We start from the raw sequence: 26213 nt of genomic DNA on the forward strand, positions 1-26213 counted from the left end.
AGGTGAGGTTCGCGTGCATGCGCCGAAACTATCACACGAAGCGCGACAGGGCGTTCGCCGTCCAGTCCATGAGGGCGTCGCCGCGTTCGCGATCGAGGGCCTCGGCGCTCGGGACGACGAGGCGACCGTCGTCGAAGTACTCGCCGCCGTCCGCGTGCGCGTCGAGCGCGGCCAGCACGTTGCGGGCACCGTGCTCGACAGTGGTCCCGATCGGCCCGAACATGGCGTCCAGAAGCCGCGTGTTGACGACGCCGGGGCTGAGGCTGACGGGTGTCGCCGTGCGCCCCCCATGGCGCGCGAGCCAGAGCGTGTACATGATGATCGCGAGCTTGGAGCGGGCATAGGCGCGGACGGGCGTGTAGCCGTGCTCCAGTTCGATGTCGTGGAGGTCGAGGGTCGTCATCGTGTGCGTCGCGGACGCGAGGTTGACGATCCTGGCACCGTCCGTGAGCGACGACCGCAGCCGCTCCGTGAGCAGGACGGCAGCGAGATAGTCGATCTGCAGCGTGCGCTCATGGCCGTCGCCGGTGACCTGTCGAGCAGGGCTCCCCGGGACGGCCGCGTTGTTGACGAGGACGGCGATGGGGCCGCCCGCCGCGGTGGCGATCGCGGAGGCCGTTTCGGCGACTGTCTCGAGGCGGGAGAAGTCGCCGGGCACGTAGACGATCTCGGCCCGCCCGCCGGACGAGATCCGCTCGATCGCGGCGGCCGCCGCCGAGCGGCCTTCGACGCCGTGCACGACGAGACGAGTCGTCCGCGCGGCCAGCCGACGTGCCGTCTCGAGGCCGATCCCGCTCGTCGAGCCGGTGAGCACCATCACCCCGTCCGACGGCGACATGGACCACCTCCTGCACAGCGCACGTCGTCGTCCCGCCCCACGGCGCCTGCAACTGCACGATACTGGGCGTGTGCGGCGCCCTCCAAGGGGCCCCGAGCATTCGGGAGAGCAGGTGCGATGCGGATCGGCGTGATCGGAAACGGCCGGGTGGGCCGCACGCTGGCGGAGGGATGGGCCGCCGTCGGACATGACGTCCGGCTCGGATCGCGCGACCCCGGTCGCGGCGTCGCGGGCAGCGTGCCGGTCGTCGGGTTGGCCGAGGCGGCCGAGAGCGCGGAGGTCGTCGTCAACGCGACTCCCGGTGCGCACAGCGTGAGCCTGCTCGGCGCCGAGCCGGCGGGGTGGCTCGACGGCACGGTGCTGCTCGACGTGAGCAACGCCGACGATGGAGCCGGCGCGCTCGTGTATCCGGACGGGAGTCTCGCCGAGCGCCTGCAGGCGGCGTTCCCGGCCGCGCGCGTCGTGAAGAGTCTCAGCACGTTCAGCCGCACCGTGATGGTCGATCCCGGCATCCTGCCGAAGCCGACGACGGTGTTCCTCTCGGGCGACGACCCGGAGGCGAAGCGCGTGGTGGCCACTCTCCTGGAGGACCTCGGCTGGGCCCCCGAACAGCTTCTCGACCTCGGCGGGCTGCTGACGGCCCGCGCCGTCGAGCACATGATCGGGATGTACTACGCGATCAGGGATGCCGTCGGCACGCGCGATTTCAACGTCGCCGTCGTCTGGAATCGCCGCTGGGAGAAGGAGGAGTCATGACGGTCCCGATGGGGCCGCCCGCCCGCGGCGGACGCCCCCCGCTCACGATGATCGAGCACTCGCCCGATCCGAGCCGCCCCGACCCCGCGGCGCACCGGCGTCCGTCGATCGCCGCGCGCATCGGCAGCATCGGCGTCAACCGGGCAGGCGCCCTTCTCCTCCTGCTGGCGACCGCTGCCGCCGTCGTCTGGGCCAATATCTCGACGGGGTCGTATCACGACCTCTGGGAGACTCACCTGACCGTGGGCGTCGGAGACCTCCGGCTCGACTTCACGCTCCATGCGCTCGTCAACGACGCCCTCATGGCGATCTTCTTCTTCACGGTGGGCCTCGAAGTGCGCCGGGAGTTCGCGATCGGCGAGCTCACGAGCTGGTCGCGGGCCGTCGTGCCGGTCATCGCCGCGATCGCGGGTCTGGTCGTGCCCGCGGTGCTGTTCGTCCTGATTGCCTCCGGCACGGGACACGAGAACGCGTGGGGAATCGTGATCTCCACCGACACGGCCTTCCTGGTCGGCGCGCTCGCGCTCATCGGACCGAAGGCTTCCGGACGTCTGCGCGTGTTCCTGCTCGCGCTCGCCGTCGTCGACGACATCGGCGCCCTCAGCATCATCGCGCTCTTCTACACGGCGGACTTCACGCCGCTTCCGCTGCTCATCGCTGCCGCCGGGCTGGTCGGCATCTACTTCACTCGCTACGTCCGCTACGGGCGGGGCCCGATCTACGCGACGCTCGCCATCGTCGTGTGGCTGTCGTTCCTCGCGTCGGGCGTGCATCCGACGCTCGCGGGAGTCGCCGTCGCGCTCCTCGTCCCCGTCTACCGCCCGAACAGGCGCGACGTCGAGCAGGCGCTCGAGCTGGCCCGCACGTTCCGGCAGTCGCCGAACAGCGAGTACGCCCGACTCGCCGCCAACAGCCTGCGCGAGTCGATCTCGATCAACGAGCGCTTGCAGTCGGCGTACGCACCCTACGTCGCGTACGTCATCCTGCCGCTGTTCGCCCTCGCGAACGCCGGTGTCGAGCTCAGCGGCGAGATCCTCTCCGCGGCACTGCGCTCGCCGCTCACATGGGCGATCGTCGTCGGCCTGGTCGTCGGGAAGTTCGTCGGCGTGTGGGGATCGGCGTTCGTCATGAAGACGTTCCGATGGGGTGAGTTCGGCCCGGGACTCACGCTCGACCGGATCGCGGGCGGGGCGGCGCTGTGCGGCATCGGCTTCACGATCTCGCTGTTCATCGTCGATCTGTCGATCGACGATGAGACGGCGCAGAACCAGGCCCGCGTGGGCGTGCTCGCGGCATCCGTCATCGCGTTCGTCCTCGCGACGGCGGTGTTCCGGCTGTCGGACGCGCGCCGCCCGGAAGACGACGGAGGACGCACTCTCGTGCGTCCGGTCGACCCTTCGCGGGATCACATCTCAGGGCCGGTCGACGCGCCGCTCACGATCGTCGAGTACGGCGACTTCCAGTGCGAGTTCTGCCTCAAGGCCTCCGGGTCCATCGAGGAGGTCCGAAAAGAGCTCGGCGACGGGCTGCGCTACGTGTGGAGGCATGCGCCGCTGGAGCGCTTCCATCCGAATGCGCTCGCGGCGGCAGAAGCAGCCGAGGCGGCGGCGCTGCAGGGCAAGCTCTTCGAGTTCGGACGGAGCCTGTTCGCCGACCAGGAGCATCAGCTTCCGTCGGACATCATCCGCCGGGCCCGCGAGCTCGGCCTCGACGTCGACCGCTTCGAGGAGGACCTCGTCTCGCCCGAGGTGTCGGCGCGCGTGCGCGACGACATGCTCGACGCCGAGGCGATGGACATCACGGCTGTGCCGACGTTCTACATCAACGGGCAGCGGCACATCGGTCCGTACGACGCGCAGTCCCTCATCCGCGCCCTGTACGCGACGGCGGGGGAGGATGCGGCGCAGTCGCCCCGCGAATGACGGCGGACGCCGAGACGGTCGAGGAGGTGAGCGAGATGAGCAACAAGGAGATCGTGGAGCGCGCTTTCCGCGACTGGGCGGAGGGCAAGGGATACGTGTCGAGCATCTTCGCCGATGACCTGACGTGGGAGATCGTGGGCCGCTCGGCGGCGTCACGTCACTACCGCAGTGCGCACGAGTTCAGCGCGGAGGTGCTCGAGCCCTTCGGACGGCGGTTCCGTCACGACGCGCCCTTCCGGCCCGTCGCGGTCCGCGGCGTCTACGCCGATGGCGACACCGTCGTCGTCCTGTGGGACGGCGCGGGCACGACGATCGCCGACACGACGTACGAGAACACCTACGCCTGGTTCCTGCGGCTGCGGGACGGGCTCGTCGTCGACGGCGTCGCGTTCTACGACAGCATCGCCTTCAATGAGCTGTGGGAGTCCGTCGCGCCGTCCTGATGCCGGTGCGATGCGGCGATCGGCGCCGACCGGCGCCGATCAGCGCCGGTCCTCGTGCACACCCCAGCGCACGAGCGGCTGCATCGCGGCCATGAGCCCGACCCCGCGGTCGGACAGCGTGTATCGAGCGTGCGCGGGACGCGTCGGCACGATCGTGCGGACGACGAGGCCCTGCGCCTCGAGCTCCTTGAGGCGCTGCGACAGGAGGCGGTCGGAAAGTCCGTCGACGAGGTGGAGGATCTCGCCGAACCGCTCGGCACCGCGTGAGATCGCGAGCATGATGGCGCCGCTCCACCGGCGGCCGATGAGGTCGATGGCGTGCTGGAAGCCGCGGCAGGCCGCCTCGTCGAGAATCGACGGCTCATGCCGGGCGGTCTCCGGGGCTTGAGTGGTGTCCACGATGCTCATACTTACCAATAGTAAGTACCTAATGACACGTTTGCAACTTCCGAAAGACGGAGGAACACTCGAAGCATGGACTATGGAAGAGAACTCGAGTTCGGGGTGAGCATCGACCCGACGGCGGCCGATCTCGCCGCCTCTCGCCGCCTCGCGCTGGTCGCAGACCGTGCCGGTCTCGACTACCTGGCGGTGCAGGATCACCCCTACCAGCCGTCGCACCTCGAGGTCTGGACGCTGCTGACGCATCTCGCCTCGATCACCGAGCGGATCGGCGTGACCCCCGACGTGCTCGACCTGCAGCTGCGGCTGCCGTCGCTCGTCGCGAAGAGCGCGGCCTCGTTCGCCGAGATCGCACCCGGCCGCGTCGCCCTCGGCGTCGGCGGCGGCGCGACGCCCCACGGCGTCGAGGCGCTCGGCGGCACGCCGCACGCGGGCGCCGACATGGTGCGCTACACGGAGGAGGCCCTCGCGGTGCTCCGTCGCGCCCTCGCGGGCGGCGCCGTGCGCCTCGACACTCCGCGGCATCGCATCGCCGGATACCAGGCCGGGCCGGTACCGCGGCCACCCGTGCCCGTGTGGCTCGGAAGCCAGAAGCCGCGCATGCTCGCCGTGACGGGCCGCGCCGCCGACGGCTGGATCAGCCCCCTCAACATCTACGTCGCACCGCACGAGGTGCCCGAGCGGCAGGAGGCGATCGACCGGGCGGCGCGCGAGGCGGGGCGCGATCCGCGCGACATCCGTCGCATCTACAACGTCATCGGGGCGATCGGGCCCTATGCAGGCGCGAACGGACTGCTCGGCGACGTCGGCGTCTGGATCGACACGCTCAGCGACTGGGCCGTCGACCTCGGCTTCGACACGTTCGTGTTCTGGCCCATGACGGATGCCGAGCGGCAGGTCGAGGTGTTCGCGAGCGAGGTCGTGCCCGGCATCCGCGAGCGCGTCGCGCAGCGACGGAAGGAGGCGGGACGATGACTCTCACCGAGCTTCCCCCGCTTCCTGCCGCGCTCGCCGGGCGCGCCGTGCGGCCAGGAGACACCGCCTATGCGCTGCTGCGCTCCACCTACACGCACATCGCGTCGCCCGCCGTCGTGCTGAGACCGCGCGACGACGACGAGGTCGCCGCCGCAGTGCGGTGGGCGGCCGGTGCCGGGGCCGTGGTGTCCGTGCGAAGCGGGGGCCACGGGCTCTCCGGCGCCGCATCGAACGACGGCGGGATCGTCATCGACCTCGGCGAGCTCGACGCGATCCGCGTCCTCGACCGGCATCGCCGCCTCGTCCGCGTGCAGGCGGGCGCGCGGTGGGGCCGGGTCGCCGAGCGCCTCGCGGCCGAGGGACTCGCCATCAGCTCAGGAGATCACGGCAACGTGGGCGTGGGAGGGCTCGCGACGGCCGGCGGCGTCGGCTGGCTCACACGCGGCTTCGGCCTCACGATCGACCGCGTGCGCGCCGCGACGGTCGTGCGCGCCGACGGCACGATCGTGCACACGGATGCCGAGCACGAGCCCGAACTGCTGTGGGCCGTGCGCGGAGCCGGCGACGCGGTCGGCATCGTGACCTCGTTCGACATCGAGGCCATCGAGCTCGGCGACATCGGCATCGCGCAGATCGCCGTCGAGGTCGACCGTGACGGCGACGGCCTGCGCGCGTGGTCGGAGCACCTCGCCACGGCGCCGCGCGAGCTGACGACCAACGGGCTCCTGCTCGCCGACCGCGGCCGGTTCGTGCTGCAGCTGACGGCCACCGTCGCGAGCGACGATGCCGGGGTGGTGCGCCGGCTCGTCGATCCGCTGACCGGACTCGGCCTGCGCCCGCTCGGCGCGCAGGCGCGCATCGCTCCCTACACGGCGCTCGTCAACGCCGAGCAGCTGCACCCGAACGTGGGTCAGCAGCGTTCGCATACGACGAACGCGCTCCTGCCTCGCCTCGACGCGCGCAGCGCGAGGGCGGTCATGGATGTCGCGGCCCACGACGCCTCGCCCCTCGTTCAGCTGCGATCGCTCGGGGGCGCGACGCGCGATCCGGCACCGGACGCGACGGCGTGGGCGCACCGTGACGCGGAGGTCCTCGTCGTCGCGAGCACGTTCCCTCCCGACGACGGGAGCGCACTCTCGGCGGCGTTCGAGCCGCTCCGGCGGGTGTCGTCCGCCGCATACCGCAACTTCGAGTCGAGTCCGGATGCCGAGACGGCCGCCCGTGCCTTCCCGCCCGCGGTCGCGGCGCGGATCGCGCGGCTGCGTGAGCGTGTCGATCCCGACGGCGTCTTCCGGCGCGGGCGGCCGGGAGAGGATGCCGATCTGGCCGCGTGAGCGTCGCGGCCTGCATCGCGAGGGCTGCGTCAGGGGGCTTCGCGGATGCGCTGCATGAGGTTCGGCGGGTAGCGCTCGCCGCGCGCGACGCCGACGGGGAACATGCGCGAGAGACGCCGCGTGATCGCGGCATCCTGCGGGAAGCGCGCCGCCTCGACGTTCGCGTCGAAGTTGGCGGGGCTCCTCGTGCCGGGGATCGGGATCGTGTTGTGCGACGCGAGCACCCAGCCGAGGGCGAGCTCGGTCGGCGTCGTGCCGAGCTCCTCCGCCAGCGCGAACAGGGGAGCGGCGGCGGCGAGGTTCGCGCGCAGGGCGCGGCCGTCGAATCGCGGGTAGCGCTCGCGTCGGACGTCGTCGGGCGCGACGTCGTCCGGTCGCCGGATCCTCCCCGTGAGCAGTCCCCGGCCGAACGGGCTGTAGGCGACGAGGGAGATCCCGAGCTCGCGCAGCGTCGGCAGCACGGTCTCTTCGATCTCGCGCGCGAGGAGCGAGTACTCCTCCTGCACGGCGGCGATCGGAAAGGCCTCGTGTGCGCGGCGGATCGTGGAGGGAGTGACCTCCGAGAGTCCGATCGCGCGGACGAGGCCCTCTTCGACGAGCTCGCCCATGGCCCAGACGGTGTCTTCGATGGGGGTCGTGGGGTCGATCTGGTGCAGGTAGTACAGGTCGACGTAGTCGGTGCCGAGCCGCCGGAGGCTCTCGACGAGCGCCGGCCGCACGCGATCGGGGTGCCCGAGGCCCGGTCCCGTCATCCCGAACTTCGTCGCGACGACGACGTCGTCTCGACGCCCCTGGATCGCCTCGCCCACGAGCACCTCGACGCGGCCCTCGGCGTAGACGCTCGACGTGTCGATGAAGTCGACGCCCGAGTCGATCACATGCCGGAGGAGGTCGACCGCGGCGCGATCGTCGACGGCCCCGTAGATCCCGCCGAGCGGCATCGAGCCGTAGCCGACCGAGCTCACGCGGAGGTCGCTGCGGCCGAGGGGCACGCGGTCGGGCGAGGATTCGAGCATCGTCGGCTCCGGTGGGGTCGGAGGGCATCCCCCCGGCGGGGCGATGCGCAGCGCGGTGGACAGAGCATAGCAATCCGGGTCGGACGGCTCACCGTGCGAGTGCGCGCTCGAGCGTCGCGGCCTCGTGACGATGACCGACCGTCTCGTAGGCGACGACGATCACGACCGGCGAGCACGCGAGGACGACGAGCGACACTCCGAGAGTCGCGCCGAGCAGCACGGCGACGACGCCGAGGGCGAGCACCGCGACGGCGGCGGCGAGCGTCCAGACGTGAAAGACGTCGATCTCCTTGACGAGCAGCGAAAAGAGCGTGAAGGCCATGAGCTCGAAGGCGAACAGCGGCACGGCGACGCAGAGCACCGCGAACAGCGCGCCGACGTGCGCTTCGTCGCGGATGACGTTCGCCGCGACATGCAGGCCCGCCCCGACCCCTGCGATCGATCCGAAGAGGAAGACGTGGCCGTACCCCCAGGGAAAGGCGCGCAGCGGATAGCGCTCGAGCAGCTCTCCGACCGGCAGCACGAAGTACATCCACCACATGGCGAACGCGAGGAGCGTGCCTCCGGAGGCCACGAGCACGGCCTCAGCGCTCCAGCCCTCCTCATGCACGACCGCCGAGATCGAGAGAGTGGTGCCGAGGATGACCTCGCCGAGCGTGATGATCACGAGCAGTCCGTAGCGCTCGGCGATGTGGTGCGGGTTCCACGGCGTGCGGCCGTACCGCAGCTCGGCCGAGACCGGGCCCGCGAGCTCGAACAGGCTCAGGAGGGCCGTGAGCAGGAACGTCATCGGCAGCGACAGGTCGAGGAAGATGAGCACGACCCATCCGGCCTGTGCGATGCCGATGTTCGCCGCGTACGCGAGGCACGTGCGGCGGCGGACGGGGTCGTTCGCCGCCGCCCGGAGCCACAGGGCGATCGCCGCGATCCGCATGACGACGTAGCCCGCCACCATGATCGAGTTGTCGACGTGCCGCCCCTCCTGGATCGAGTGGAAGAAGGGCGGGATGCCGAGGGTGAGGATCAGCACGCCGACCATCTCGACGAGGGTCGCGATGCGGAAGAAGACGTCGTCGTTGTCGTACGCGCTCGCAAGCCACGAGTAGTTGATCCACGCCCATGACACGGCGAAGATCGAGAACCAGAACGCGAGCAGCGCAGGGCCGATCTCGCCCAGCTCGAGGAAGTGCGCCGTCTCGGATCCTGCCGAGCTGAACGCCACGACGAACGTGAGGTCGAAGAGCAGCTCGAGCGGCGTCGCGGCGCGATGGGACTCCTCGGGGTCGCGGCCCGACATCCGTCCCATGTGATGGCTGAGGCTCATGGCGCAAAACCTAGCGGGCGGCATTCGCGGCGTCGACCGTCAGCCTTCGCGAAGCTCGACCGTCGTAGGCTGGACGGCGTGCCAGCAGTGAATCTCGGGATGCCGCGCGTGCCCGATGTCCTCGCCCCCCGTCGCAAGACCCGACAGATCAGGGTCGGCAAGGTCCTCGTCGGCGGAGACGCGCCCGTGAGCGTCCAGTCCATGACGACGACGCCCACCACGAACATCAACGCGACGCTGCAGCAGATCGCCGAGCTCACGGCATCCGGCTGCGAGATCGTCCGAGTCGCCGTGCCGTCGCAGGACGACGCGGACGTGCTGCACATCATCGCGAAGAAGAGCCAGATCCCCGTCATCGCCGACATCCACTTCCAGCCGAAGTACGTGTTCCAGGCGATCGACGCCGGCTGCGCCGCCGTGCGGGTCAACCCCGGGAACATCCGCCAGTTCGACGACAAGGTCGGTGAGATCGCGGCGGCAGCGAAGGCCGCGGGCGTCTCGCTGCGCATCGGGGTGAACGCGGGGTCGCTCGACAGGCGCCTGCTCGAGAAATACGGCAAGGCGACGCCGGAAGCGCTCGCCGAGAGCGCCCGCTGGGAGGCGTCGCTGTTCGAGGAGCACGACTTCCACGACTTCAAGATCTCGGTCAAGCACAATGACCCCGTTGTCATGGTCAAGGCGTACCGCCTGCTCGCCGCGATGGGCGACTGGCCGCTGCATCTCGGCGTCACCGAGGCGGGGCCGTCGTTCCAGGGCACGATCAAGAGCGCGACGGCCTTCGGGATCCTCCTCTCTGAGGGCATCGGCGACACGATCCGCGTCTCGCTCTCCGCCCCGCCGGCCGAGGAGGTCAAGGTCGGCCACCAGATCCTGCAGTCGCTGAACCTGCGGGAGCGCAAGCTCGAGATCGTCTCGTGCCCGTCGTGCGGGCGCGCGCAGGTGGACGTCTACACCCTCGCCAACGACGTGACCGAAGGGCTCAAGGACATGACCGTGCCGCTGCGCGTCGCCGTCATGGGCTGTGTCGTCAACGGCCCCGGCGAGGCGCGGGAGGCCGACCTCGGCGTCGCGAGCGGCAACGGCAAGGGCCAGATCTTCGTGAAGGGCCAGGTCATCAAGACGGTGCCCGAGTCCGAGATCGTCGCGACCCTCATCGAGGAGGCGCGCCGCATCGCCGACGAGCTGGGCCCGGATGCCCCGGTAGGGACGGCACAGGTCGTCACGGCGTGATGCGCGGAACCCTGCATCATCTCGAGCTGTGGGTGAGCGATCTCGGACTCGCACGCCGCGAGTGGGGCTGGCTGCTCGGGCGGCTCGGCTGCCGGCAGGCGGGCGAGTGGCCGGAGGGCACGAGCTGGAGTCTGGGATCCGCCTACCTGACGATCACGCTGTCTCCGAATCTGCACGGTGAGGAGCATGATCGGCGGATGCCGGGTGTCAACCACATCGCCGTGCACGCCGGATCTCCCGCGGAGCTGGACGAGCTCATGACGGATGCCGCCGAGCACGGCTGGAGTCCGCTCTACCACGAGCGCTACCCGCACGCCGGCGGACCGGATCACTACGCCGGCTGGCTCGAGAGCCGCGCGGGATTCAAGGTGGAGCTCGTCGCGGACTGACGCCGGGCTGTCGCGATCCGCTCTGCTATCCGCGTCGCGCCCGCGCCGTCAGGCCCCGTCGACGAGCGTGAAGTCGAGGCCGCCCGTCGCGACGTCCGCGCCGTCGAGGCGTAGCCGCACGAGGGAGCCCGCGGCCGACTCGAGGCCGGGGACCTTGATCTGCGCGGGAGGGCGGATCAGCTGGACCCGCGCGCCGTCGCCGCGTCGACCGAGGACGGCGCCCGTGAAGATCTCGCCCTCGCGCCCCTGCATGACGGCGGCCTCGACGCGGTCGATGGACCCGCTCTCGAGCTGACTCGTGCGCTGGCTGCTGCGGGCCATGAGCCTGGGAAGCTCAGGGAGGCTCTCTCGCACCCAGTCGGGGACCCACCGATCGTTCGCGATGGCCTCGCACAGGATGAGCGACCAGCGGTCGACGAGGCGGCGCAGCGGCGCCGTCGCGTGCGCATAGGGCGCGCCGATCGCCGCCTGCACGGGGTCGTCAGGAACGTCTCCGTCGAACGCGAGATACCCCGCGCCGCGGAACAGGCCGGCCGCGGCATCCCGCACCGCCTGCGCCGCGGGATCCTCTCGATCGAGGCTCCGCAGGTAGTCGCCGTACGCGACGCCGAATCGCCACGGGATGCCGAGCGCGATCGTCTCGACGCGGAACGCGGCCTGGTCGTCGGCGCTCGCGGGCGGCATCGTGCGGAGGATCCCGATGCCGCCGCGCAGCATGATCTCGGCGGCCGCCATCCCCGTCAGCAGGGAGACGTGCGCGTTCCACTCCTCGACGGGCAGCGGGGCGCCGCGCACGAGCCGGTATCCGCCCTGCTGGGCGACGACCTCGGTGTCGGGGATGTTCAGGCTCGCGCCTCCCCGCTCCCGCTCGCGCTCCGCGCGCTGCGGACCGAACCACGCGAGCGCCGCGAGCGCATCGGGCGCCGAGCCGTCGTCGATCGCGGCCTGCGCGCCCCGGTAGGTCCACTGCGCACGGGAGCGCACGACGGCGCGACGCACGGTCGTCTCGACGGGCTGCGCGTCCTCGTCGAGGACGAACCGCCACACGTACGCTCGCCTGTCCCGGTCGGGAAGCAGCGACGCCGCGTCCTCGCTGAGCACGGGGGGATGCAGCGGGATGCGCCCGTCGGGCGCGTACATCGTCTGCCCGCGCCTGCGCGCCTCCGCGTCGACCGCGCCGCCCGGGCGCGCGTAGGCGGGCACGTCGGCGATCGCATAGTGCAGGATGGCGCCGCCGGGCGTGCGCTCGAAGTGCATCGCCTGGTCGAGGTCGGTGGAGCCCTCGGGATCGATCGTGAGGAAGGGGATGCCGCGCAGGTCGTCGACGTGGGCGGCATCCGGATCCGTCGCGACATCGTGAGCAGCGGCCTCCGCCTCGGCGAGCACGTCGGGCGGAAAGGACGTCGGGAGCGCGAGCTGGGTGCGCAGTGCGGCGAGCGACTCGGCGAGCGCCCCGCCGGGGGCGGACGACACGAGGCGAGACCTGCGGGCGGGCACGACGTCAGCATAGGGCGGACCGGGGGCGTGCGGGCATCCGCCCTAGACTTGACCCTCGTGGTCACCCGTCTCTCGCACTTCTTCCTCCGCACGCTCCGCGAAGACCCCGCCGACGCCGAGGTCACGAGCCACCGGCTGCTCGTGCGCGCCGGCTACATCCGCCGACAGGCGCCCGGCATCTTCGCGTGGCTCCCGCTGGGGCTGAAGGTCAAGGGAAGGATCGAGCAGATCATCCGCGGCGAGATGGCCGACGCGGGCGCCTACGAAGTGCACTTCCCCGCGCTCCTGCCCCGCGAGCCGTACGAGGTCACGAACCGCTGGACGGAGTACGGCGACGGCATCTTCCGCCTCAAGGACCGCAAGGACGCCGACTACCTTCTCGCGCCGACGCACGAGGAGGTCTTCACGCTGCTCGTGAAGGACCTGTACTCGTCGTACAAGGACCTGCCGCTGACGATCTACCAGATCCAGGACAAGTACCGCGACGAGGCCCGCCCTCGCGCAGGCCTGCTGCGCGGGCGCGAGTTCACGATGAAGGACGCGTACTCGTTCGACTACACGGATGCCGGACTCGACGCGTCGTACATGGCTCAGCGCGACGCGTACGAGCGGATCTTCCAGCGCCTCGGCCTCGAGTACGTCATCGTCCAGGCCGACGCGGGGGCGATGGGCGGATCGCGGTCGGAGGAGTTCCTGCATCCGACTCCCGTCGGCGAAGACACCTTCGTGCGCTCGGCCGGCGGGTACGCCGCCAACGTCGAGGCGTTCACGACGGTCGTGCCGGACGCCATCCCGCTCGAGGGGCTGCCGGAGCCTGAGATCTTCGACTCGCCGGGCACGCCGACGATCGACACGCTCGTCGCCCACAGCAACGCCGTGCTCGACCCTCCGCGCTCCGGCGTCGCAGGACCCGCCACCGACGGCGCGACCGAGTGGACCGCCGCCCACACGCTCAAGAACGTCGTGCTCGCCCTGACGCACCTCGACGGCACGCGCGAGCTCGTCGTCGTCGGCGTCCCCGGAGACCGCGACGTCGACGACAAGCGCGCCGAGGTCGCCTTCGCACCCGCGACCGTCGAGCCCGCGACCGACGACGACTTCCAGAGGAACCCGGGGCTCGTCAAGGGCTACATCGGGCCGTGGTCGCAGACGGGCGCGATCCTCGGCGAGGAGTCGGCGACCGGCATCCGGTATCTCCTCGACCCGCGCGTCGTCGACGGCACGGCATGGATCACGGGCGCCAACATCGACGAGAAGCACGTCCACTCGCTCGTCGCGGGCCGCGACTTCACGGCCGACGGATTCGTCGAGGTCGCCAGCGTCCGCGCGGGCGACGCGGCTCCCGACGGCTCGGGTCCCGTGACGCTCGCCCGCGGCATGGAGATCGGGCACGTCTTCCAGCTCGGCCGCAAGTACGCAGAGGCGCTGGGACTCAAGGTCCTCGACGAGAACGGGAAGCTCGTCACGGTGACGATGGGCTCGTACGGCATCGGCGTGACGCGCATCCTCGCGATCATCGCGGAGCTGAACAACGACGAGAGGGGCCTCATCTGGCCGTCGTCGGTCGCGCCGTTCGACGTCCACGTCGTCGCGACGGGGAAGGATGGCGTCGCCTTCGACCTCGCCGCCTCCGTCTCGGCCGACCTCGAGGCCGCCGGTCTCGACGTGCTGTACGACGACCGCGCGAAGGTCTCGCCCGGAGTGAAGTTCGCGGATGCCGAGCTCGTCGGCGTCCCGCAGATCCTCATCGTCGGCCGCGGCGCCCCCGACGGCCAGGTCGAGCTGTGGGACCGCCGCACGGGCGACCGCGAGGTCGTTCCGGCGGCTGACGCGATCGCGCGGCTCACGGCGCGCTGACCGCACCCGGATCGGACCCGCGCCGGGGGCGGATCCGAGACGGCGCAGCGGCAGCGAGCACCCCGCGCTCACGAAGAGTTGGCCGCACGGCATCCGGGCATGGAAGTCTGGTGTCATGCCAGACAGCTCCATGGTCCCGAGGGAAGTCACGCAGGATCTGCGCACGCTGATCGCGGATGCCGGGATCAGCGCGCAGGCGGACCTGGTCGCGCGGATCCTCGCGACGGGCGTCGGGCTGGGCCTCGACGACGCAGACCGGCTCGACCTCAAGATCACGTCGGCGGCGCTCACCGAGATGCGCGCGGCCTTCCGCCTCTTCGCGCCGTACCGGAACGTCCCCAAGGTCACGATCTTCGGCTCGGCGCGCACGAAGCCCGACGACGCGCTCTATCGTGCGGCGTCCGACGTCGCGCGGGCTCTCGCCGAGCGCGGGTGGATGGTCGTGACGGGAGCAGGCCCCGGGATCATGCAGGCAGCGGCGGAGGGGGCGGGCTCGCAGCAGTCGATCGGCGTCTCGATCAGGCTTCCGTTCGAGGAGAAGCCGAACGCGGTCGTCGCGGAAGCCGACAACGTCGTCGCGATGAAGTACTTCTTCACGCGCAAGCTGATGCTCGTCAAGGAGTCGCACGGGTTCGTGTGCGTCCCCGGCGGCTTCGGCACGCTCGACGAGATGTTCGAGCTGCTGACGCTGCAGCAGACCGGGAAGGCCGACCCGACCCCCATCGTGCTGCTCGACCGCGCGGGCGGCACGTTCTGGGCGGGCCTGCGGCGATTCGCCGACGAGGAGCTCATCCCCTCGGGCGTCATCTCGGCCGACGACTTCGATCGCGTGCTCATCACCGACTCCGTCACGGCGGCGGCGGATGAGATCACGGAGTTCTGGCGCAACTACGACTCGCTGCGGTGGGTCGGGAAGCGCCTCGTCCTGAGGCTGCGCGCGGAGCCGACGGATGCCGAGGTGGATGAGCTCAACGAGCGGTTCGGCGGGCTGGTGCTCGACGGGCGCATCGAGAAGTCGGGGCCGCTCAGGCCCGAGCGCGACGACGTCGACAAGCTCGCCCTGCCGCGCTTGGTCATGACGTACGACCAGTTCCAGGTGGGCGCGCTGTTCCATCTCATCCGCGCCGTCAACCGGCTCGGGACTGCGCCCGCAGGACCGGTCGGCGCTCGCTGACGCGCTCAGCGCGGGCCGGCCGCCGCCTCCGGGCCGCAGCGCGCCGACGCTGCTCCTGCGGGCGCCGACCTATCATGGCCCGGTGGGCGGGCCAGGCGATACTCGGCTGCGGCAGGTCAGCATCCTGCCGCGGCTCGCCTCTCGTGTGCCCCCGTGGTGGCTCCTGGCCGGCGGCGCGGTCATCCTGCTGCTGGGGCTCCTCCTCGTCACACGGCCGCTGACGTCGCTCGCCCTGCTCGCCGGCTACGTCGGCGCGAGCGCGATCGCCTCCGGCGTGCTCGACCTGACCCGGCCGCACGCCCACCGCTGGTGGGGGAGCCTGTCGGCCGTGCTGTGGATCCTCGGCGGTCTCGCGGTGCTCCTGTGGCTCGGACGAGGGCTCGACTCCGTCGCGAACGTCATCGCGCTGCTGCTCGTCGTCGGCGGTCTCGTCTCTTTCGCGGACGCGTTGCGCGGGCGGATCAGCGAAAGGGTCCTCGCGGTCGTGTGGGGGGCGGCCCAGCTCGCCTTCGGCGTCTTCGCGCTGTCGTGGCCCGACGTCACGACCCTCGTGACGGCGCTCGTGTTCGGCGTCCGCACCGTCGCGTTCGGCGTCGCGCTCGTCGTCCGGGCCCTGCGCGACCTCGGCTCGGCCGACCGGGCCACGCCCCCGCCCCCCGCAGCCGCGCGCCGCGCCGTGCTGTGGGCCGACGCGGGACGCTGGGCGCTCTCGGTCGTGCTCGTGGGCGCCGTCGCGGCGGGGTGGTCGCTCAACGACTGGTTCGAGGAGGGCGCCCCCGTCGTCGACGGCTTCTACAGCGCGCCGGATCCGCTGCCGCGCGCCCCCGGCGTCCTCCTGCGCGAGGACGGCTTCGCGGGGCGCGAGCCCGCGGGCGGCGACGTGCGCCGCATCCTGTACACGACGAGGGATGCCGCGGGGCGCATCGTCCCCGCGAGCGGCTTCGTCATCTTCCCCGAGGGGCAGGAGACCCGGACGCTGCGGCCGGCCGTCGTGTGGGCCCACGGCACGACCGGTGTCGCGCGCGGCTGCGCGCCGAGCCTCACGGACTCCGCGGCGACGAAGTGGGCGATACCGGGTGTCGACGACGCGCTCGCTCGCGGCTGGGTGGTCGTCGCGCCGGACTTCCCCGGCCAGGGCGCGGACGGCGTCTTCCCGTACCTCATCGGCCGCGGGGAGGCGCATGCCGCACTGGACGCCGTCCGCGCGGCGCGCGCGGTGCAGGGCGTCGATCTCGACGGGAAGGTCGCCGTATGGGGGCATTCGCAGGGCGGTCATGCCGCGATGTGGACCTCGACGATCGCCGACGACTACGCCCCCGAGCTGCGCATCGTCGGCACGGCGGCGCTCGCCCCCGCGGCCGACCCCCTCGCCCTCGCCCGCGTGCTCACGGCGGGAGGCGGCTCGCCCGAGCTGAGCGTCCTGATCTCGTGGGTGCTCGTGCCCTACTCCGAGACGTACCCCGACGTCGAGCTGCCCGACTATGTCACGGCCGGGGGCCGGCAGATCGTGAGGGAGATGACGATGCGCTGTCCGACCGAGCCCGGCATCCTGGTGTCGGTCCTGGCGGCGCTGGGCGTCTCGGAGGACAGACCGCTGTACCGGGGCGATCTGACAGGCGGGGCGCTCGGGCGCAGACTCGCGCAGAACGCGGCGGACGGGCCGCTGGGCAGCCCGGTGTTCCTCGCGTGGGGCCGCGACGACGAGGTCATCCCGCCGGGTCTTCAGCGACGCCTCTTCTCGCAGCTGTGCGACGCGGGCGAGCAGGTGCGGCGACTCGAGTACCGCGGCATCCACCATCAGGACCTGCTGCAGCCCCGCGCGCCGATGGCGCCCATGCTCGTCGCGTGGACCCAGGCGCGGTTCGACGGCGCGCGGCCCGTCGACGACTGCCGCGCCGAGGCGGGGTAGCCGCCGCGCGGGCCGGTGCGCCCAGGGCGTTCCCAGCACCCTCGCGTGCGGCATCCGGTACCGTGGAAGGGATGCCGGGACGCGACGATCCGGCGAGAGCTGAATAGGGAGGTCCACTGTGGATATCGATCTGGGACTGCTGCGGACGGTCGAGCGGGAGAAGGACATCCCCTTCGGCGAACTCATCCGCATCATCGAGCAGGCGATCCTGACCGCCTATGCCAAGCACACCTCGCCCACCGGCACCCTTCCGGAGGGCGCCAGGGCGGAGCTGGACCGCAAGACCGGGCACGTGGCCGTGTTCATCCCCCTTCTCGACGAGGAGGGCGCCGTCATCGGCGAAGAGGAGAGCACGCCCGAGGACTTCGGCCGCATCGCCGCCTTCGCGGCGAAGCAGGTCATCAGCCAGCGCCTGCGCGACATCGCAGACGACGCCGTGCTGGGCGAGTTCCGCGGCAAGGAGGGCGACATCGTCGCCGGCGTCGTGCAGCAGGGGCCGAATCCGCGCATGGTGCACGTCGACCTCGGCTCGGTCGAGGCGATCCTGCCTCCCGAGGAGCAGGTCGCGGGCGAGGAGTATCCGCACGGCTCGCGCCTGCGCGTGTACGTGACGTCCGTCGCGAAGGGCACGAAGGGCCCCCAGATCTCGGTGTCGCGCACGCACCCCGGGCTCGTCCGCAAGCTCTTCGCGCTCGAAGTGCCCGAGATCGCGTCGGGCCTCGTCGAGATCGTGTCGCTCGCCCGGGAGGCCGGCCACCGCACGAAGATCGCGGTCAAGGCCAACGACCCGACGATCAACGCGAAGGGCGCCTGCATCGGCGAACTCGGCCGCCGCGTCCGCGCCGTCACCGAGGAGCTCAGCGGGGAGAAGATCGACATCGTCGACTACGACCCCGAGCTTGCGAAGTTCGTCGCCAACGCGCTCTCTCCCGCCAAGGTCACGTCGAGCTTCGTGCTCGACGCCAACGTCAAGGCCGTGCGCGCACTCGTGCCCGACTACCAGCTCTCGCTCGCGATCGGCAAGGAGGGCCAGAACGCCCGTCTGGCCGCCAAGCTCACGGGCGCGAAGATCGACATCCAGCCCGACTCGATCCTCGAGGACAAGTAGCGTTCACACCTCGCTCCCTCCGCGAGACGGCAGCCTCTGGGCGAGACAGCGCGTCTCGGCGACCGGCTGCCGACTCGGGCCGAGGGCGGGGATCGCGTCGACCGGGAGGTGTACCATGGAACCCGTACGAACGTGCGTCGGATGTCGCGCGCGTGCTCCCAGATCCGCCCTCCTGAGGGTGGTCGCCGTGGATTCGGCCCTCGTCCCCGACGAGCGCGCGAAGCTTCCGGGGAGGGGCGCGTGGGTGCACGAGACGCCCAAGTGCGTGGATGCCGCGATCCGGCGCCGCGCCTTCGTGCGCGCATTGCGTGTGTCAGGCCCGCTTGACACGCAGACCATCGAACAGCATCTGCAGCGAAAAGGCTGAACGGCTATGGGAACAAAGTGAACGGCTCGAAATGAGACCCGTCCGCGACTAGTGGTCTGCCCTGTCTGGGTGGACCTCAGACAGGAGAATTGTGGCAAACGCCAAACCACGCGTGCACGAGATCGCCTCGGAGCTCGGCGTCGACAGCAAGGTGGCCCTTGCGAAGCTGAAGGAGCTCGGCGAGTTCGTCAAGAGCCCTTCGTCGACGATCGAGCCGCCCGTCGCCCGAAAGCTCCGTGCAGCCCTCGAGGCCGACGGCTCGGCTCACGCGCCCGCGCCCAAGGCGCCGGCTTCGTCGGCGACCCCCGCACGCCCGGGCGCTCGTCCCGGCCCCGCACGTCCCGCCGCGCCCGCACCGGCGCCCGCCGCCCCGGCGGCATCGCGTCCGGCACCGGCCGCCGCGCCGGCACCCGCCGCACCAGCCGCGCCCGCCGCGAAGCCCGAGACCCCCGCGCCCGCGGCTCCGGCGTCTGCCCCCGCAGCAGCAGGGGCAAAGCCCGGGCCCGCCGGCCCGACGCCCGCACCGCCGCGTCCGGGCGGCACTCCGCGCCCCGGCAACAACCCCTTCGCCTCCGCGCAGGGCATGGGCCAGCGCCCGCCGCGCCCCGGCAACAACCCCTTCGCCTCCGCGCAGGGCATGGGGCAGCGCCCCACGCCCGGCAACATCCCGCGTCCTCAGGCGCCGCGTCCCGGCGCCCCCCGTCCCGGCGCTCCGCGCCCCGGCGGCGCAGGTCGCCCGGGTGGCGCAGGTCGCCCCGGCGCGCCGTTCCAGCAGCGTCCGGGCGGTCCCGGCCGCCCTGGCGGCGCAGGCGGCGGCTTCCAGCGTCCCGGCGCTCCCGGCGCCGCAGGCACGGGCGGCGGCTTCGCCGGTCGCCCGGGCGGAGGCGGCGGCCGCGGCCGCGGCCCCGGCGGCGGCACGGCCGGCGCGTTCGGCAAGGGCGGCGGCAAGTCGAAGCAGCGCAAGTCGCGTCGCGCGAAGCGGCAGGAATTCGAGATGCGGGACGCCCCGGTCGTCGGCGGCGTCAACGTCTCGCGCGGCAACGGCGAGATCATCCGCATGCGCCGCGGCTCGTCGATCGCCGACTTCGCCGACAAGATCGAGGCGCTCACGGGCTACACCGTGCAGCCTGGCACCCTCGTCACGATCCTGTTCAACCTCGGAGAGATGGCGACGGCGACCGAGTCTCTCGACGAGGCGACGTTCGAGGTGCTCGGCGCCGAGCTCGGCTACAAGATCCAGATGGTCTCGCCCGAGGACGAGGACAAGGAGCTCCTGGAGGGCTTCGGCCTCAACCTCGAGGCCGAGCTGGAGGCCGAGAGCGAAGAGGATCTCGAGATCCGTCCGCCGGTCGTGACCGTCATGGGCCACGTCGACCACGGCAAGACGCGACTGCTCGACGCCATCCGCCAGACCAACGTGGTCGCGGGCGAGGCCGGCGGCATCACGCAGCACATCGGTGCGTACCAGGTCTGGACCGAGCACGACGGCATCGAGCGCGCCATCACCTTCATCGACACCCCGGGTCACGAGGCGTTCACCGCCATGCGCGCCCGTGGTGCGCAGGTCACCGACATCGCGATCCTCGTGGTCGCGGCCGACGACGGCATCATGCCGCAGACGGTCGAGGCGCTCAACCACGCACAGGCGGCGAACGTGCCGATCGTGGTCGCGGTCAACAAGATCGACAAGCCCGAGGCCAACCCCGGCAAGGTGCGCCAGCAGCTCACCGAGTACGGTCTGGTCGCGGAGGAGTACGGCGGCGAGGTCATGTTCGTGGATGTCTCGGCCCGACAGGGCATCGGCATCCAGGAGCTCCTCGATGCCGTCCTGCTGACGGCCGACGCAGGACTCGACCTCACGGCGAACCCCAACAAGGCCGCGCGCGGCGTCGCCATCGAGGCCAAGCTCGACAAGGGCCGCGGTTCGGTCGCGACGGTCCTCATCCAGTCCGGAACGCTCCGCGTCGGCGACGCGATCGTGGCGGGCACGGCCTACGGCCGCGTCCGTGCGATGGTCGACGAGAACGGCGACGCGGTCGAAGAGGCCGCTCCGTCGCGTCCCGTGCAGGTGCAGGGACTCAACTCCGTGCCGCGCGCCGGCGACACGTTCATCGTGACCGACGAGGACCGCATGGCCCGTCAGATCGCCGAGAAGCGCGAAGCGGCCGAGCGCAACGCCCAGCTGGCGAAGGCGCGCAAGCGCATCTCGCTCGAGGACTTCACGCGTGCTCTCGAAGAGGGCAAGGTCGAGTCGCTCAACCTCATCATCAAGGGCGACGTGTCGGGTGCCGTCGAGGCGCTCGAGGAGTCGCTCCTGAAGATCGAGGTCGACGACTCGGTGCAGCTGCGGATCATCCACCGCGGCGTCGGCGCCATCACGGAGTCCGACGTCAATCTGGCCACGATCGACAACGCGATCATCATCGGCTTCAACGTCCGCCCCGACACGAAGGCGCGCGAGCGCGCCGCCCGCGAGGGCGTGGACACCCGGTTCTACTCGGTCATCTACAACGCGATCGACGATGTCGAGCAGTCCCTCAAGGGCATGCTCAAGCCGGAGTACGAAGAGGTCCAGTCGGGTGTCGCCGAGATCCGCGAGGTGTTCCGCTCCTCGAAGTTCGGCAACATCGCGGGTGTCATCGTCCGTTCGGGCACGATCACGCGCAACGCGAAGGCGCGCGTCATCCGCGACGGCGTCGTCATCGCCGATGGCCTAGCCATCGAGTCGCTGCGTCGCTTCAAGGACGACGTCACCGAGGTCCGCACGGACTTCGAGGCCGGTATCGGACTGGGCAAGTACAACGACATCCAGATCGGCGACGAGATCGAGACGACCGAGCTGGTGGAGAAGCCGCGCGGCTGATCCTCCGGTGCCTGCGGCTCCGGTGATGGATGCCTCACCGACGTCGGGACCTCGAGGCCCCGGCTGTCGGCGAGGCATCCGTCGCCTCGGCCTCCGGCTCCAGCATCCACGCCGGCGACGGCGGTCAGTAGGGAGAAGAACATGTCCAGCGAACGTCAGGCCCGGCTGGCAGACCGGATCAGGGTGCTCCTCGCTGAGCGCCTCGAGAAGGGGCTGCGCGACCCGCGCCTCGGATTCGTCACGATCACGGATGTGAAGGTGACGGGCGATCTGCAGCACGCGAGCGTGTTCTACACCGTGCTCGGGTCGGCGGACGACCGCGCGGCCTCGGCCGAGGCGCTCAAGTCCGCGACGGGGATGCTGCGCTCGGAGGTGGGCAAGCACCTCAACGTGCGGCTGACTCCGTCGCTCGAGTTCATCCCCGACGCGATTCCCGAGAACGCGGACCACATCGCGCACCTCCTGCGTGAGGCGCGTGAGCGCGATGCCGCCGTGGCGGGTCTCGCGGCCGGTGCCGTGTACGCCGGCGACGCCGATCCGTACGTCAAGCCGCGCGAGCTGGACGAGGACGACGCCGAGCTCGACGACGCGGAGTTCGACGACGCCTGATCGGCCTTCTGCATGGGGGAGACGCACTGAGCCCGTCCGGCACGGCGCAGCGCGCGCCGCGTCCTGAAGCATCGCCGTGCGCGTGAACGTCGTGGTGATGTCACGCCCGCGGCCGTCGAGGAAGGGCGCGGCAGCCCTCACCGCGGCAGGCGCAGCATCCCGCCCCACGCCTCGGCCAGCCCGTCGGCGATGAGGGAGTCGATCGCGCGGTCGCGCTGGCGCGGGTCGGGCCAGTCCGCGATGAGGTCGTCGAGCGGGACGGCGTGGAGCGCGGCATCCCGCAGCACCTTCAGCACGGCGCCGCGGGCCTGACGGTCGCTGCCTTCGTACCGCGCCCGCCTGCGGCGCTCGTCGCCCGTGTCGGGGTAGCCGGCCGCCCGCCAGGCGCAGCGGTCGGCGATGGGACACGAGTCGCACGCGGGCGCGCGAGCCGTGCAGACGACGGCGCCGAGCTCCATCGCGGCGGCGTTCACGATCGCCGCGGCCTCCGCGTCGGCGGGGAGGATCGCCTCCATCGCGGCCAGATCGCGCTTCGACGGCGGTCCGGGCTGCGAGCGGCCGTCGACGGAGCGCGCGAGCACACGGCGCGTGTTGGTGTCGACGACGGGATGCCGGTCCCCGTACGCGAAGACGGCGACGGCGCGCGCCGTGTAGTCGCCGATCCCGGTGAGGGCCAGGAGCGCATCCACGTCGCGGGGGACGATGCCTGCGTGCCGATCCCGGATCTCCACGGCGGCGCGATGCAGCCACAGCGCCCGGCGGGGATAGCCGAGATTCGCCCACTGCCGCACGGCATCGGCCGGGGCATCCGTCGCGAGCGCGGCAGGCGTCGGCCACCGCTCGAGCCATGCCTCGAGGTGCGGGACGACGCGGGCCACGGGCGTCTGCTGCAGCATGAGCTCGCTGACGAGCACGCCCCACGCGCCGAACCCCTCGCGCCGCCACGGCAGGTCGCGCGCACTCTCGCGGTACCACGCGATGAGCGGCGTCGCGAGGTCGGGCATGCGGATCAGCCTAGGCGTCGCCCCGGACTCGGAGATCCGCCCAGCGGCGGAGCGCCAGCCCCGGAAGCCTCCGCGTCTGGGCATATCTCCGAATCTCGGTCTACCCGCATCTCGGTCCATCCCCGCGTCTCGGTCTGCCCGCATCTCGGTCCATCCCCTGGTCTCGGGTGCCCAGGCGGGCCGCTGCGCGCTCCTCCCGACCATGCCCGGTCATCGGGCTCTCCACCGTGCGGCCGGCGGCGGGGCCGGATGCTCGGGACCGGCGTCATCGTGTCCTATATGTCGAAGACGAACGATCACGAGAGGCTCATGGCCGCCGTACGAGACGGCGGGGGAGTCATGCGCACGCGCACGCTCGCAGCTTCGGGCTTCTCGAAGCACGAGCGGGCCGCCGCGGTGGCCGACGCGCGACTCGTGCGCGTCGGGAGAAGCTGGCTCGCCGTGCCCGGTGCCGACGGTCACGTCGTCGCGGCGGCTCGGGCCGGGGTCGTCGTGACGTGTGTCACGCAGGCGCGTCGGCTCGGGCTGTGGGTCCTCGACGACAGGATCGCGCACGTCGGCGCGTCCCCGCACGGTCACCCGCGCACCGGCACCGCGCGGGTCCACTGGGGCGCTCCGCTGCTGCCGCGGCATCCCGACGCGCTCGTGGATCCCGTAGAGAACGTGCTCGGCTTCATCGCGGCGTGCCGGCCGCACGACGAGGCCCTCGCGGTGTGGGAGTCGGCCCTGAACAAGGGCCTCGTGACCCGGGAGGCGATGCGACGACTCGACCTCGCCCCGGCCGCGCGCGCAGTGAGCGATGAGGCGACGCCGTGGTCGGACTCGGGGCTCGAGAGCCGCGTCGTGCCGCGCCTGCGGTGGATGAGGCTGCCCATCGTGCCCCAGGCCTGGATCTGCGGCCGCAGAGTCGACTTCCTCATCGGCGATCGGCTCGTGCTGCAGGTCGACGGCGGCACGCACGTCGGCACGCAGCGGGAACAGGACATCGCGCACGACGCTGAGCTGATGCTCATGGGATACCACGTCGTGCGGGTCGGATACGGGCAGGTCATCCACCGCTGGCACGAGGTGCAGGACACGATCATGCGCGCGGTCGCGCAGGGCCTCCACCGAGCGGCGTGACGTTCCCGGGCTCGGAGATCTGCCGGACGGCGGATCCGGTCCGCGGCATCCGTCCGCAGCCGGGCAGATCTCCGATTCTCGATCGGATCGGCCGCTCGCGCGAACCGTAGGCTGGAACCATGCGCCTGCCCACGACTCCCGTCACGACGCTCCTGCGCGAGCTGCGAGCCGAGATCCGGCAGCACTATCGGGGCGGCCGCATCATCGTCGCGGTCGACGGCAGGGACGGCGCCGGCAAGTCGACGTTCGCCGAGACGCTCGCGCAGGTGCTCGCCGAGGACGGGTCGGCGGTCTTCCACGCCGGCATCGACGGCTTCCACCGTCCGCGCGCCGAGCGGTACGCGCGCGGTCGCACCAGCCCTGAGGGGTTCTACCGCGACTCGTACGACTATGCGACGTTCCGGCGCGTCCTGATCGACCCCTTCCGCGAGGGATACCAGACCGCCGCCACGACGGGCTTCCAGCTCGCCGCGTTCGACGTCGAGCGCGACACCCCCGTCGAGTCCCGCTGGGTGACGGCGCCCGAGGATGCCGTCCTCGTCGTCGAGGGGATCTTCCTGCACCGCCCGGAGCTTCGCGGGCTGTGGAACTGGTCGCTGTGGCTCGACGTCCCGATCGACGTCGCCTTCCTCCGGATGGCGGCCCGCGACGGGGGCGATCCGGACTTCCTGGCCGAGTCCAACGCCCGGTACCGCGTCGGCTTCGACCTCTACGAGCGCGAGGCGAAGCCGCGGGTCGCGGCATCCGCCATCGTCGACAACACCGACCCCGCGCACCCTGCCCGCGTCTTCCAGGATTTCTGCTGATGGCAGGCGTCGCACCCGCGGTGCTCCTCGTGGACAAGCCCGGCGGAATGACGAGCCACGACGTCGTCGCCCGCGCGCGCCGCGCGTTCGGAACGCGGAAGATCGGCCACGCCGGCACGCTCGACCCCATGGCGACGGGTCTGCTGGTGCTCGGCGTCGAGGGCGCGACGCGTCTGCTGACCTTCATCGTGGGCCTCGACAAGACGTACGAGGCCACGATCCGCCTCGGCGTCGCGACGGACTCGGACGACGCCGACGGGCAGGTGACGCGGCAGACGGATGCCTCGTCCCTCGCCTCCGACGCGATCGAGACCGCGCTGCAGCCCCTGCGGGGCCGGATCTCGCAGGTTCCGAGCAGCGTGTCGGCGATCAAGGTCGGCGGCAGGAGGGCGTACGACCTGGCGAGGGCGGGCGAGGAGGTCGAGCTCGCGGCCCGCGAGGTCGAGGTCACGCGCCTCGACGTCGTCGCCCAGCGCCGAGACGGGCCGACGATCGACCTCGACGTCGTCGTGGACTGCTCGAGCGGCACCTACATCCGGGCCCTCGCGCGCGACCTCGGCGCGGCCCTCGGCGTCGGCGGGCACCTCACGGCGCTGCGCCGCACACGCATCGGGCCGTTCGTCGTCGAGGACGCGGGGACCGTCGACGCGCTCGACGCGGCACGAGGCCTCGACCCCGCCGCAGCGGCCTCGGCCGTCCTCGGCCGGTTCGAGGTCACGGCCGACGAGGCGCGCGACCTCCGCCACGGCAAGCGCCTCGCCGGGGCGGCCGTGCGCCTCCCGTCGCATCCGGCGGCGGCGATCGGCCCCGACGGCGTGCTCGTGGGGATCGTCGAGAAGCGCGGCGCCGACGTCAAGAGCGCCATGAACATGCCCGCGGAGGCATCCCGATGATCCTGTGGTTCACGATCGCCCAGGTCGTGATCGCCGTCGCCGCCGGGCTGCTGGCCCTCGTGCTCGGCCTCGCGGGTCGTCGGCCCAGCGACCTGACGGTCGGATCGCTCGCGCTCGTCGAGGTGCTGCTCGTCGTCCAGATCGTCGTCGCGATCGTCGCCCCGCTGGCGGGCAACCCTCCGACGGGGTCGATCCTCGAGTTCTGGGTGTATCTCGTCTCGGCGGCGCTGCTGCCCCCGGCGGCCGTCGTGTGGGCGCTGCTCGAGCGCAGCCGATGGAGCACCGTCGTCATGGGCGTGGGCGCGCTCGCCGTCGCCGTCATGGTCTGGCGCATGCAGGTGATCTGGACGATCCAGGTCGCCTGACGACCGCCGG

At 71.6% G+C, this 26213-nt stretch carries 24 protein-coding genes; 18 read left to right on the plus strand and 6 right to left on the minus strand.

Translation table 11 applies throughout. The features are described 5' to 3' along the window. Positions 1–31: 31 nt before the first annotated feature. Positions 32–838 carry an SDR family NAD(P)-dependent oxidoreductase gene (locus tag FHS08_RS11845; RefSeq protein WP_167039198.1) on the minus strand — a complete coding sequence of 269 codons (807 nt, stop codon included), beginning with the start codon at positions 836–838 and terminating at the stop codon, positions 32–34. Positions 839–955: 117 nt separating this feature from the next. Here FHS08_RS11845 and FHS08_RS11850 point away from each other — a divergent pair, with 117 nt between their 5' ends. From FHS08_RS11850 to FHS08_RS11860, 3 genes are read left to right on the plus strand one after another with little or no spacing between them, the layout of a single operon-like run. After that, complete coding sequence (locus FHS08_RS11850; protein WP_167039200.1) at positions 956–1594, plus strand: NADPH-dependent F420 reductase; 639 nt, start codon at positions 956–958, stop codon at positions 1592–1594. After that, a complete protein-coding gene (gene nhaA, locus FHS08_RS11855; RefSeq protein ID WP_243847281.1) occupies positions 1591–3516 on the plus strand; it encodes a Na+/H+ antiporter NhaA in 1926 nt (641 codons plus the stop codon). The genes FHS08_RS11850 and nhaA overlap by 4 nt, the downstream gene beginning before the upstream one ends. A gap of 35 nt (positions 3517–3551) precedes the next feature. Further along, positions 3552–3959, plus strand: a complete 408-nt coding sequence (locus tag FHS08_RS11860; protein ID WP_167039202.1) for a nuclear transport factor 2 family protein — start codon at positions 3552–3554, stop codon at positions 3957–3959. Between the two features lie 39 nt (positions 3960–3998). Here the strand turns inward: FHS08_RS11860 and FHS08_RS11865 are convergent, their stop codons facing one another. Continuing rightward, complete coding sequence (locus FHS08_RS11865; protein ID WP_167039204.1) at positions 3999–4367, minus strand: winged helix-turn-helix transcriptional regulator; 369 nt, start codon at positions 4365–4367, stop codon at positions 3999–4001. Between the two features lie 66 nt (positions 4368–4433). On the opposite strand from FHS08_RS11865, the gene FHS08_RS11870 reads away from it, so the two are divergent. Further along, complete coding sequence (locus FHS08_RS11870) at positions 4434–5336, plus strand: LLM class flavin-dependent oxidoreductase (RefSeq protein ID WP_167039206.1); 903 nt, start codon at positions 4434–4436, stop codon at positions 5334–5336. After that, entirely contained in the window at positions 5333–6670 is a 1338-nt protein-coding gene (locus FHS08_RS11875; RefSeq protein WP_167039208.1) for an FAD-binding oxidoreductase, read from the plus strand. The genes FHS08_RS11870 and FHS08_RS11875 overlap by 4 nt, the downstream gene beginning before the upstream one ends. Positions 6671–6699: 29 nt before the next feature. Here FHS08_RS11875 and FHS08_RS11880 read toward each other — a convergent pair whose 3' ends face one another. Together FHS08_RS11880 and FHS08_RS11885 are read right to left on the minus strand one after the other, a co-directional pair. After that, the gene (locus FHS08_RS11880) at positions 6700–7686 is read right to left on the minus strand and encodes an aldo/keto reductase (RefSeq protein WP_167039211.1); all 987 of its coding nucleotides are present in this window, start codon (positions 7684–7686) and stop codon (positions 6700–6702) included. A gap of 88 nt (positions 7687–7774) precedes the next feature. Then, positions 7775–9010: a low temperature requirement protein A gene (locus FHS08_RS11885; protein WP_167039213.1), complete on the minus strand. Its 1236-nt coding sequence runs from the start codon at positions 9008–9010 to the stop codon at positions 7775–7777. A 99-nt stretch (positions 9011–9109) separates the two neighbouring features. Here FHS08_RS11885 and ispG point away from each other — a divergent pair, with 99 nt between their 5' ends. Then, positions 9110–10240, plus strand: a complete 1131-nt coding sequence (gene ispG, locus FHS08_RS11890) for a flavodoxin-dependent (E)-4-hydroxy-3-methylbut-2-enyl-diphosphate synthase (protein WP_167039870.1) — start codon at positions 9110–9112, stop codon at positions 10238–10240. Further along, positions 10240–10629, plus strand: coding sequence for a VOC family protein (locus tag FHS08_RS11895; RefSeq protein WP_167039215.1), 390 nt, complete (start codon positions 10240–10242; stop codon positions 10627–10629). The genes ispG and FHS08_RS11895 overlap by 1 nt, the downstream gene beginning before the upstream one ends. 48 nt (positions 10630–10677) lie before the next feature. On the opposite strand, the gene FHS08_RS11900 is transcribed toward FHS08_RS11895, so the two are convergent. Then, entirely contained in the window at positions 10678–12126 is a 1449-nt protein-coding gene (locus FHS08_RS11900) for an RNB domain-containing ribonuclease (RefSeq protein WP_167039216.1), read from the minus strand. Between the two features lie 57 nt (positions 12127–12183). Here FHS08_RS11900 and FHS08_RS11905 point away from each other — a divergent pair, with 57 nt between their 5' ends. The 7 genes from FHS08_RS11905 to rbfA all read left to right on the plus strand — a co-directional run bounded on the left by FHS08_RS11905 (position 12184) and on the right by rbfA (position 22013). Beyond that, positions 12184–13983 carry a proline--tRNA ligase gene (locus tag FHS08_RS11905; protein ID WP_167039218.1) on the plus strand — a complete coding sequence of 600 codons (1800 nt, stop codon included), beginning with the start codon at positions 12184–12186 and terminating at the stop codon, positions 13981–13983. A gap of 115 nt (positions 13984–14098) precedes the next feature. Then, on the plus strand, positions 14099–15157 hold the full coding sequence (locus tag FHS08_RS11910) for an LOG family protein (protein ID WP_167039220.1): 1059 nt from the start codon (positions 14099–14101) through the stop codon (positions 15155–15157). 82 nt (positions 15158–15239) lie between these two features. Then, positions 15240–17066 carry a lipase family protein gene (locus tag FHS08_RS11915; protein WP_167039223.1) on the plus strand — a complete coding sequence of 609 codons (1827 nt, stop codon included), beginning with the start codon at positions 15240–15242 and terminating at the stop codon, positions 17064–17066. A 118-nt stretch (positions 17067–17184) separates the two neighbouring features. Continuing rightward, a complete protein-coding gene (gene nusA, locus FHS08_RS11920; protein WP_167039224.1) occupies positions 17185–18174 on the plus strand; it encodes a transcription termination factor NusA in 990 nt (329 codons plus the stop codon). A 115-nt stretch (positions 18175–18289) separates the two neighbouring features. Then, the gene (locus FHS08_RS11925) at positions 18290–18541 is read left to right on the plus strand and encodes a YlxR family protein (RefSeq protein WP_167039226.1); all 252 of its coding nucleotides are present in this window, start codon (positions 18290–18292) and stop codon (positions 18539–18541) included. 112 nt (positions 18542–18653) lie between these two features. After that, a complete protein-coding gene (gene infB, locus FHS08_RS11930) occupies positions 18654–21404 on the plus strand; it encodes a translation initiation factor IF-2 (RefSeq protein ID WP_167039872.1) in 2751 nt (916 codons plus the stop codon). Positions 21405–21545: 141 nt separating this feature from the next. Continuing rightward, entirely contained in the window at positions 21546–22013 is a 468-nt protein-coding gene (gene rbfA / locus FHS08_RS11935; RefSeq protein WP_167039228.1) for a 30S ribosome-binding factor RbfA, read from the plus strand. A gap of 137 nt (positions 22014–22150) precedes the next feature. Here rbfA and FHS08_RS11940 read toward each other — a convergent pair whose 3' ends face one another. After that, positions 22151–23017, minus strand: a complete 867-nt coding sequence (locus tag FHS08_RS11940; protein ID WP_167039230.1) for an A/G-specific adenine glycosylase — start codon at positions 23015–23017, stop codon at positions 22151–22153. Between the two features lie 279 nt (positions 23018–23296). On the opposite strand from FHS08_RS11940, the gene FHS08_RS11945 reads away from it, so the two are divergent. The 4 genes from FHS08_RS11945 to FHS08_RS11960 all read left to right on the plus strand — a co-directional run bounded on the left by FHS08_RS11945 (position 23297) and on the right by FHS08_RS11960 (position 26203). Beyond that, positions 23297–24139, plus strand: a complete 843-nt coding sequence (locus FHS08_RS11945; protein ID WP_167039232.1) for an endonuclease domain-containing protein — start codon at positions 23297–23299, stop codon at positions 24137–24139. A gap of 119 nt (positions 24140–24258) precedes the next feature. Continuing rightward, positions 24259–24945 (plus strand): nucleoside/nucleotide kinase family protein, encoded by a 687-nt coding sequence (locus FHS08_RS11950; protein ID WP_167039234.1) that lies wholly within the window; start codon positions 24259–24261, stop codon positions 24943–24945. Next, positions 24945–25838 (plus strand): tRNA pseudouridine(55) synthase TruB, encoded by an 894-nt coding sequence (gene truB / locus FHS08_RS11955; RefSeq protein WP_167039236.1) that lies wholly within the window; start codon positions 24945–24947, stop codon positions 25836–25838. Before FHS08_RS11950 ends, truB begins: the two co-directional genes overlap by 1 nt. Then, positions 25835–26203, plus strand: a complete 369-nt coding sequence (locus FHS08_RS11960) for a hypothetical protein (protein WP_167039238.1) — start codon at positions 25835–25837, stop codon at positions 26201–26203. The genes truB and FHS08_RS11960 overlap by 4 nt, the downstream gene beginning before the upstream one ends. Positions 26204–26213: the final 10 nt, after the last annotated feature.

The organism is Microbacterium ulmi (assembly GCF_011759705.1).
Lineage (GTDB): Bacteria > Actinomycetota > Actinomycetes > Actinomycetales > Microbacteriaceae > Microbacterium > Microbacterium ulmi.

What these genes read in the sequence shown, in the direction of transcription:
- FHS08_RS11845 (WP_167039198.1), bottom strand. Translation starts at nt 838, where the DNA reads ATGTCGCCGTCGGACGGGGTGATGGTGCTCACCGGCTCGACGAGCGGG.
- FHS08_RS11850 (WP_167039200.1), top strand. Translation starts at nt 956, where the DNA reads ATGCGGATCGGCGTGATCGGAAACGGCCGGGTGGGCCGCACGCTGGCG.
- nhaA (WP_243847281.1), top strand. Translation starts at nt 1,591, where the DNA reads ATGACGGTCCCGATGGGGCCGCCCGCCCGCGGCGGACGCCCCCCGCTC.
- FHS08_RS11860 (WP_167039202.1), top strand. Translation starts at nt 3,552, where the DNA reads ATGAGCAACAAGGAGATCGTGGAGCGCGCTTTCCGCGACTGGGCGGAG.
- FHS08_RS11865 (WP_167039204.1), bottom strand. Translation starts at nt 4,367, where the DNA reads ATGAGCATCGTGGACACCACTCAAGCCCCGGAGACCGCCCGGCATGAG.
- FHS08_RS11870 (WP_167039206.1), top strand. Translation starts at nt 4,434, where the DNA reads ATGGACTATGGAAGAGAACTCGAGTTCGGGGTGAGCATCGACCCGACG.
- FHS08_RS11875 (WP_167039208.1), top strand. Translation starts at nt 5,333, where the DNA reads ATGACTCTCACCGAGCTTCCCCCGCTTCCTGCCGCGCTCGCCGGGCGC.
- FHS08_RS11880 (WP_167039211.1), bottom strand. Translation starts at nt 7,686, where the DNA reads ATGCTCGAATCCTCGCCCGACCGCGTGCCCCTCGGCCGCAGCGACCTC.
- FHS08_RS11885 (WP_167039213.1), bottom strand. Translation starts at nt 9,010, where the DNA reads ATGAGCCTCAGCCATCACATGGGACGGATGTCGGGCCGCGACCCCGAG.
- ispG (WP_167039870.1), top strand. Translation starts at nt 9,110, where the DNA reads ATGCCGCGCGTGCCCGATGTCCTCGCCCCCCGTCGCAAGACCCGACAG.
- FHS08_RS11895 (WP_167039215.1), top strand. Translation starts at nt 10,240, where the DNA reads ATGCGCGGAACCCTGCATCATCTCGAGCTGTGGGTGAGCGATCTCGGA.
- FHS08_RS11910 (WP_167039220.1), top strand. Translation starts at nt 14,099, where the DNA reads ATGCCAGACAGCTCCATGGTCCCGAGGGAAGTCACGCAGGATCTGCGC.
- FHS08_RS11925 (WP_167039226.1), top strand. Translation starts at nt 18,290, where the DNA reads ATGGAACCCGTACGAACGTGCGTCGGATGTCGCGCGCGTGCTCCCAGA.
- rbfA (WP_167039228.1), top strand. Translation starts at nt 21,546, where the DNA reads ATGTCCAGCGAACGTCAGGCCCGGCTGGCAGACCGGATCAGGGTGCTC.
- FHS08_RS11940 (WP_167039230.1), bottom strand. Translation starts at nt 23,017, where the DNA reads ATGCCCGACCTCGCGACGCCGCTCATCGCGTGGTACCGCGAGAGTGCG.
- FHS08_RS11945 (WP_167039232.1), top strand. Translation starts at nt 23,297, where the DNA reads ATGTCGAAGACGAACGATCACGAGAGGCTCATGGCCGCCGTACGAGAC.
- FHS08_RS11950 (WP_167039234.1), top strand. Translation starts at nt 24,259, where the DNA reads ATGCGCCTGCCCACGACTCCCGTCACGACGCTCCTGCGCGAGCTGCGA.
- truB (WP_167039236.1), top strand. Translation starts at nt 24,945, where the DNA reads ATGGCAGGCGTCGCACCCGCGGTGCTCCTCGTGGACAAGCCCGGCGGA.
- FHS08_RS11960 (WP_167039238.1), top strand. Translation starts at nt 25,835, where the DNA reads ATGATCCTGTGGTTCACGATCGCCCAGGTCGTGATCGCCGTCGCCGCC.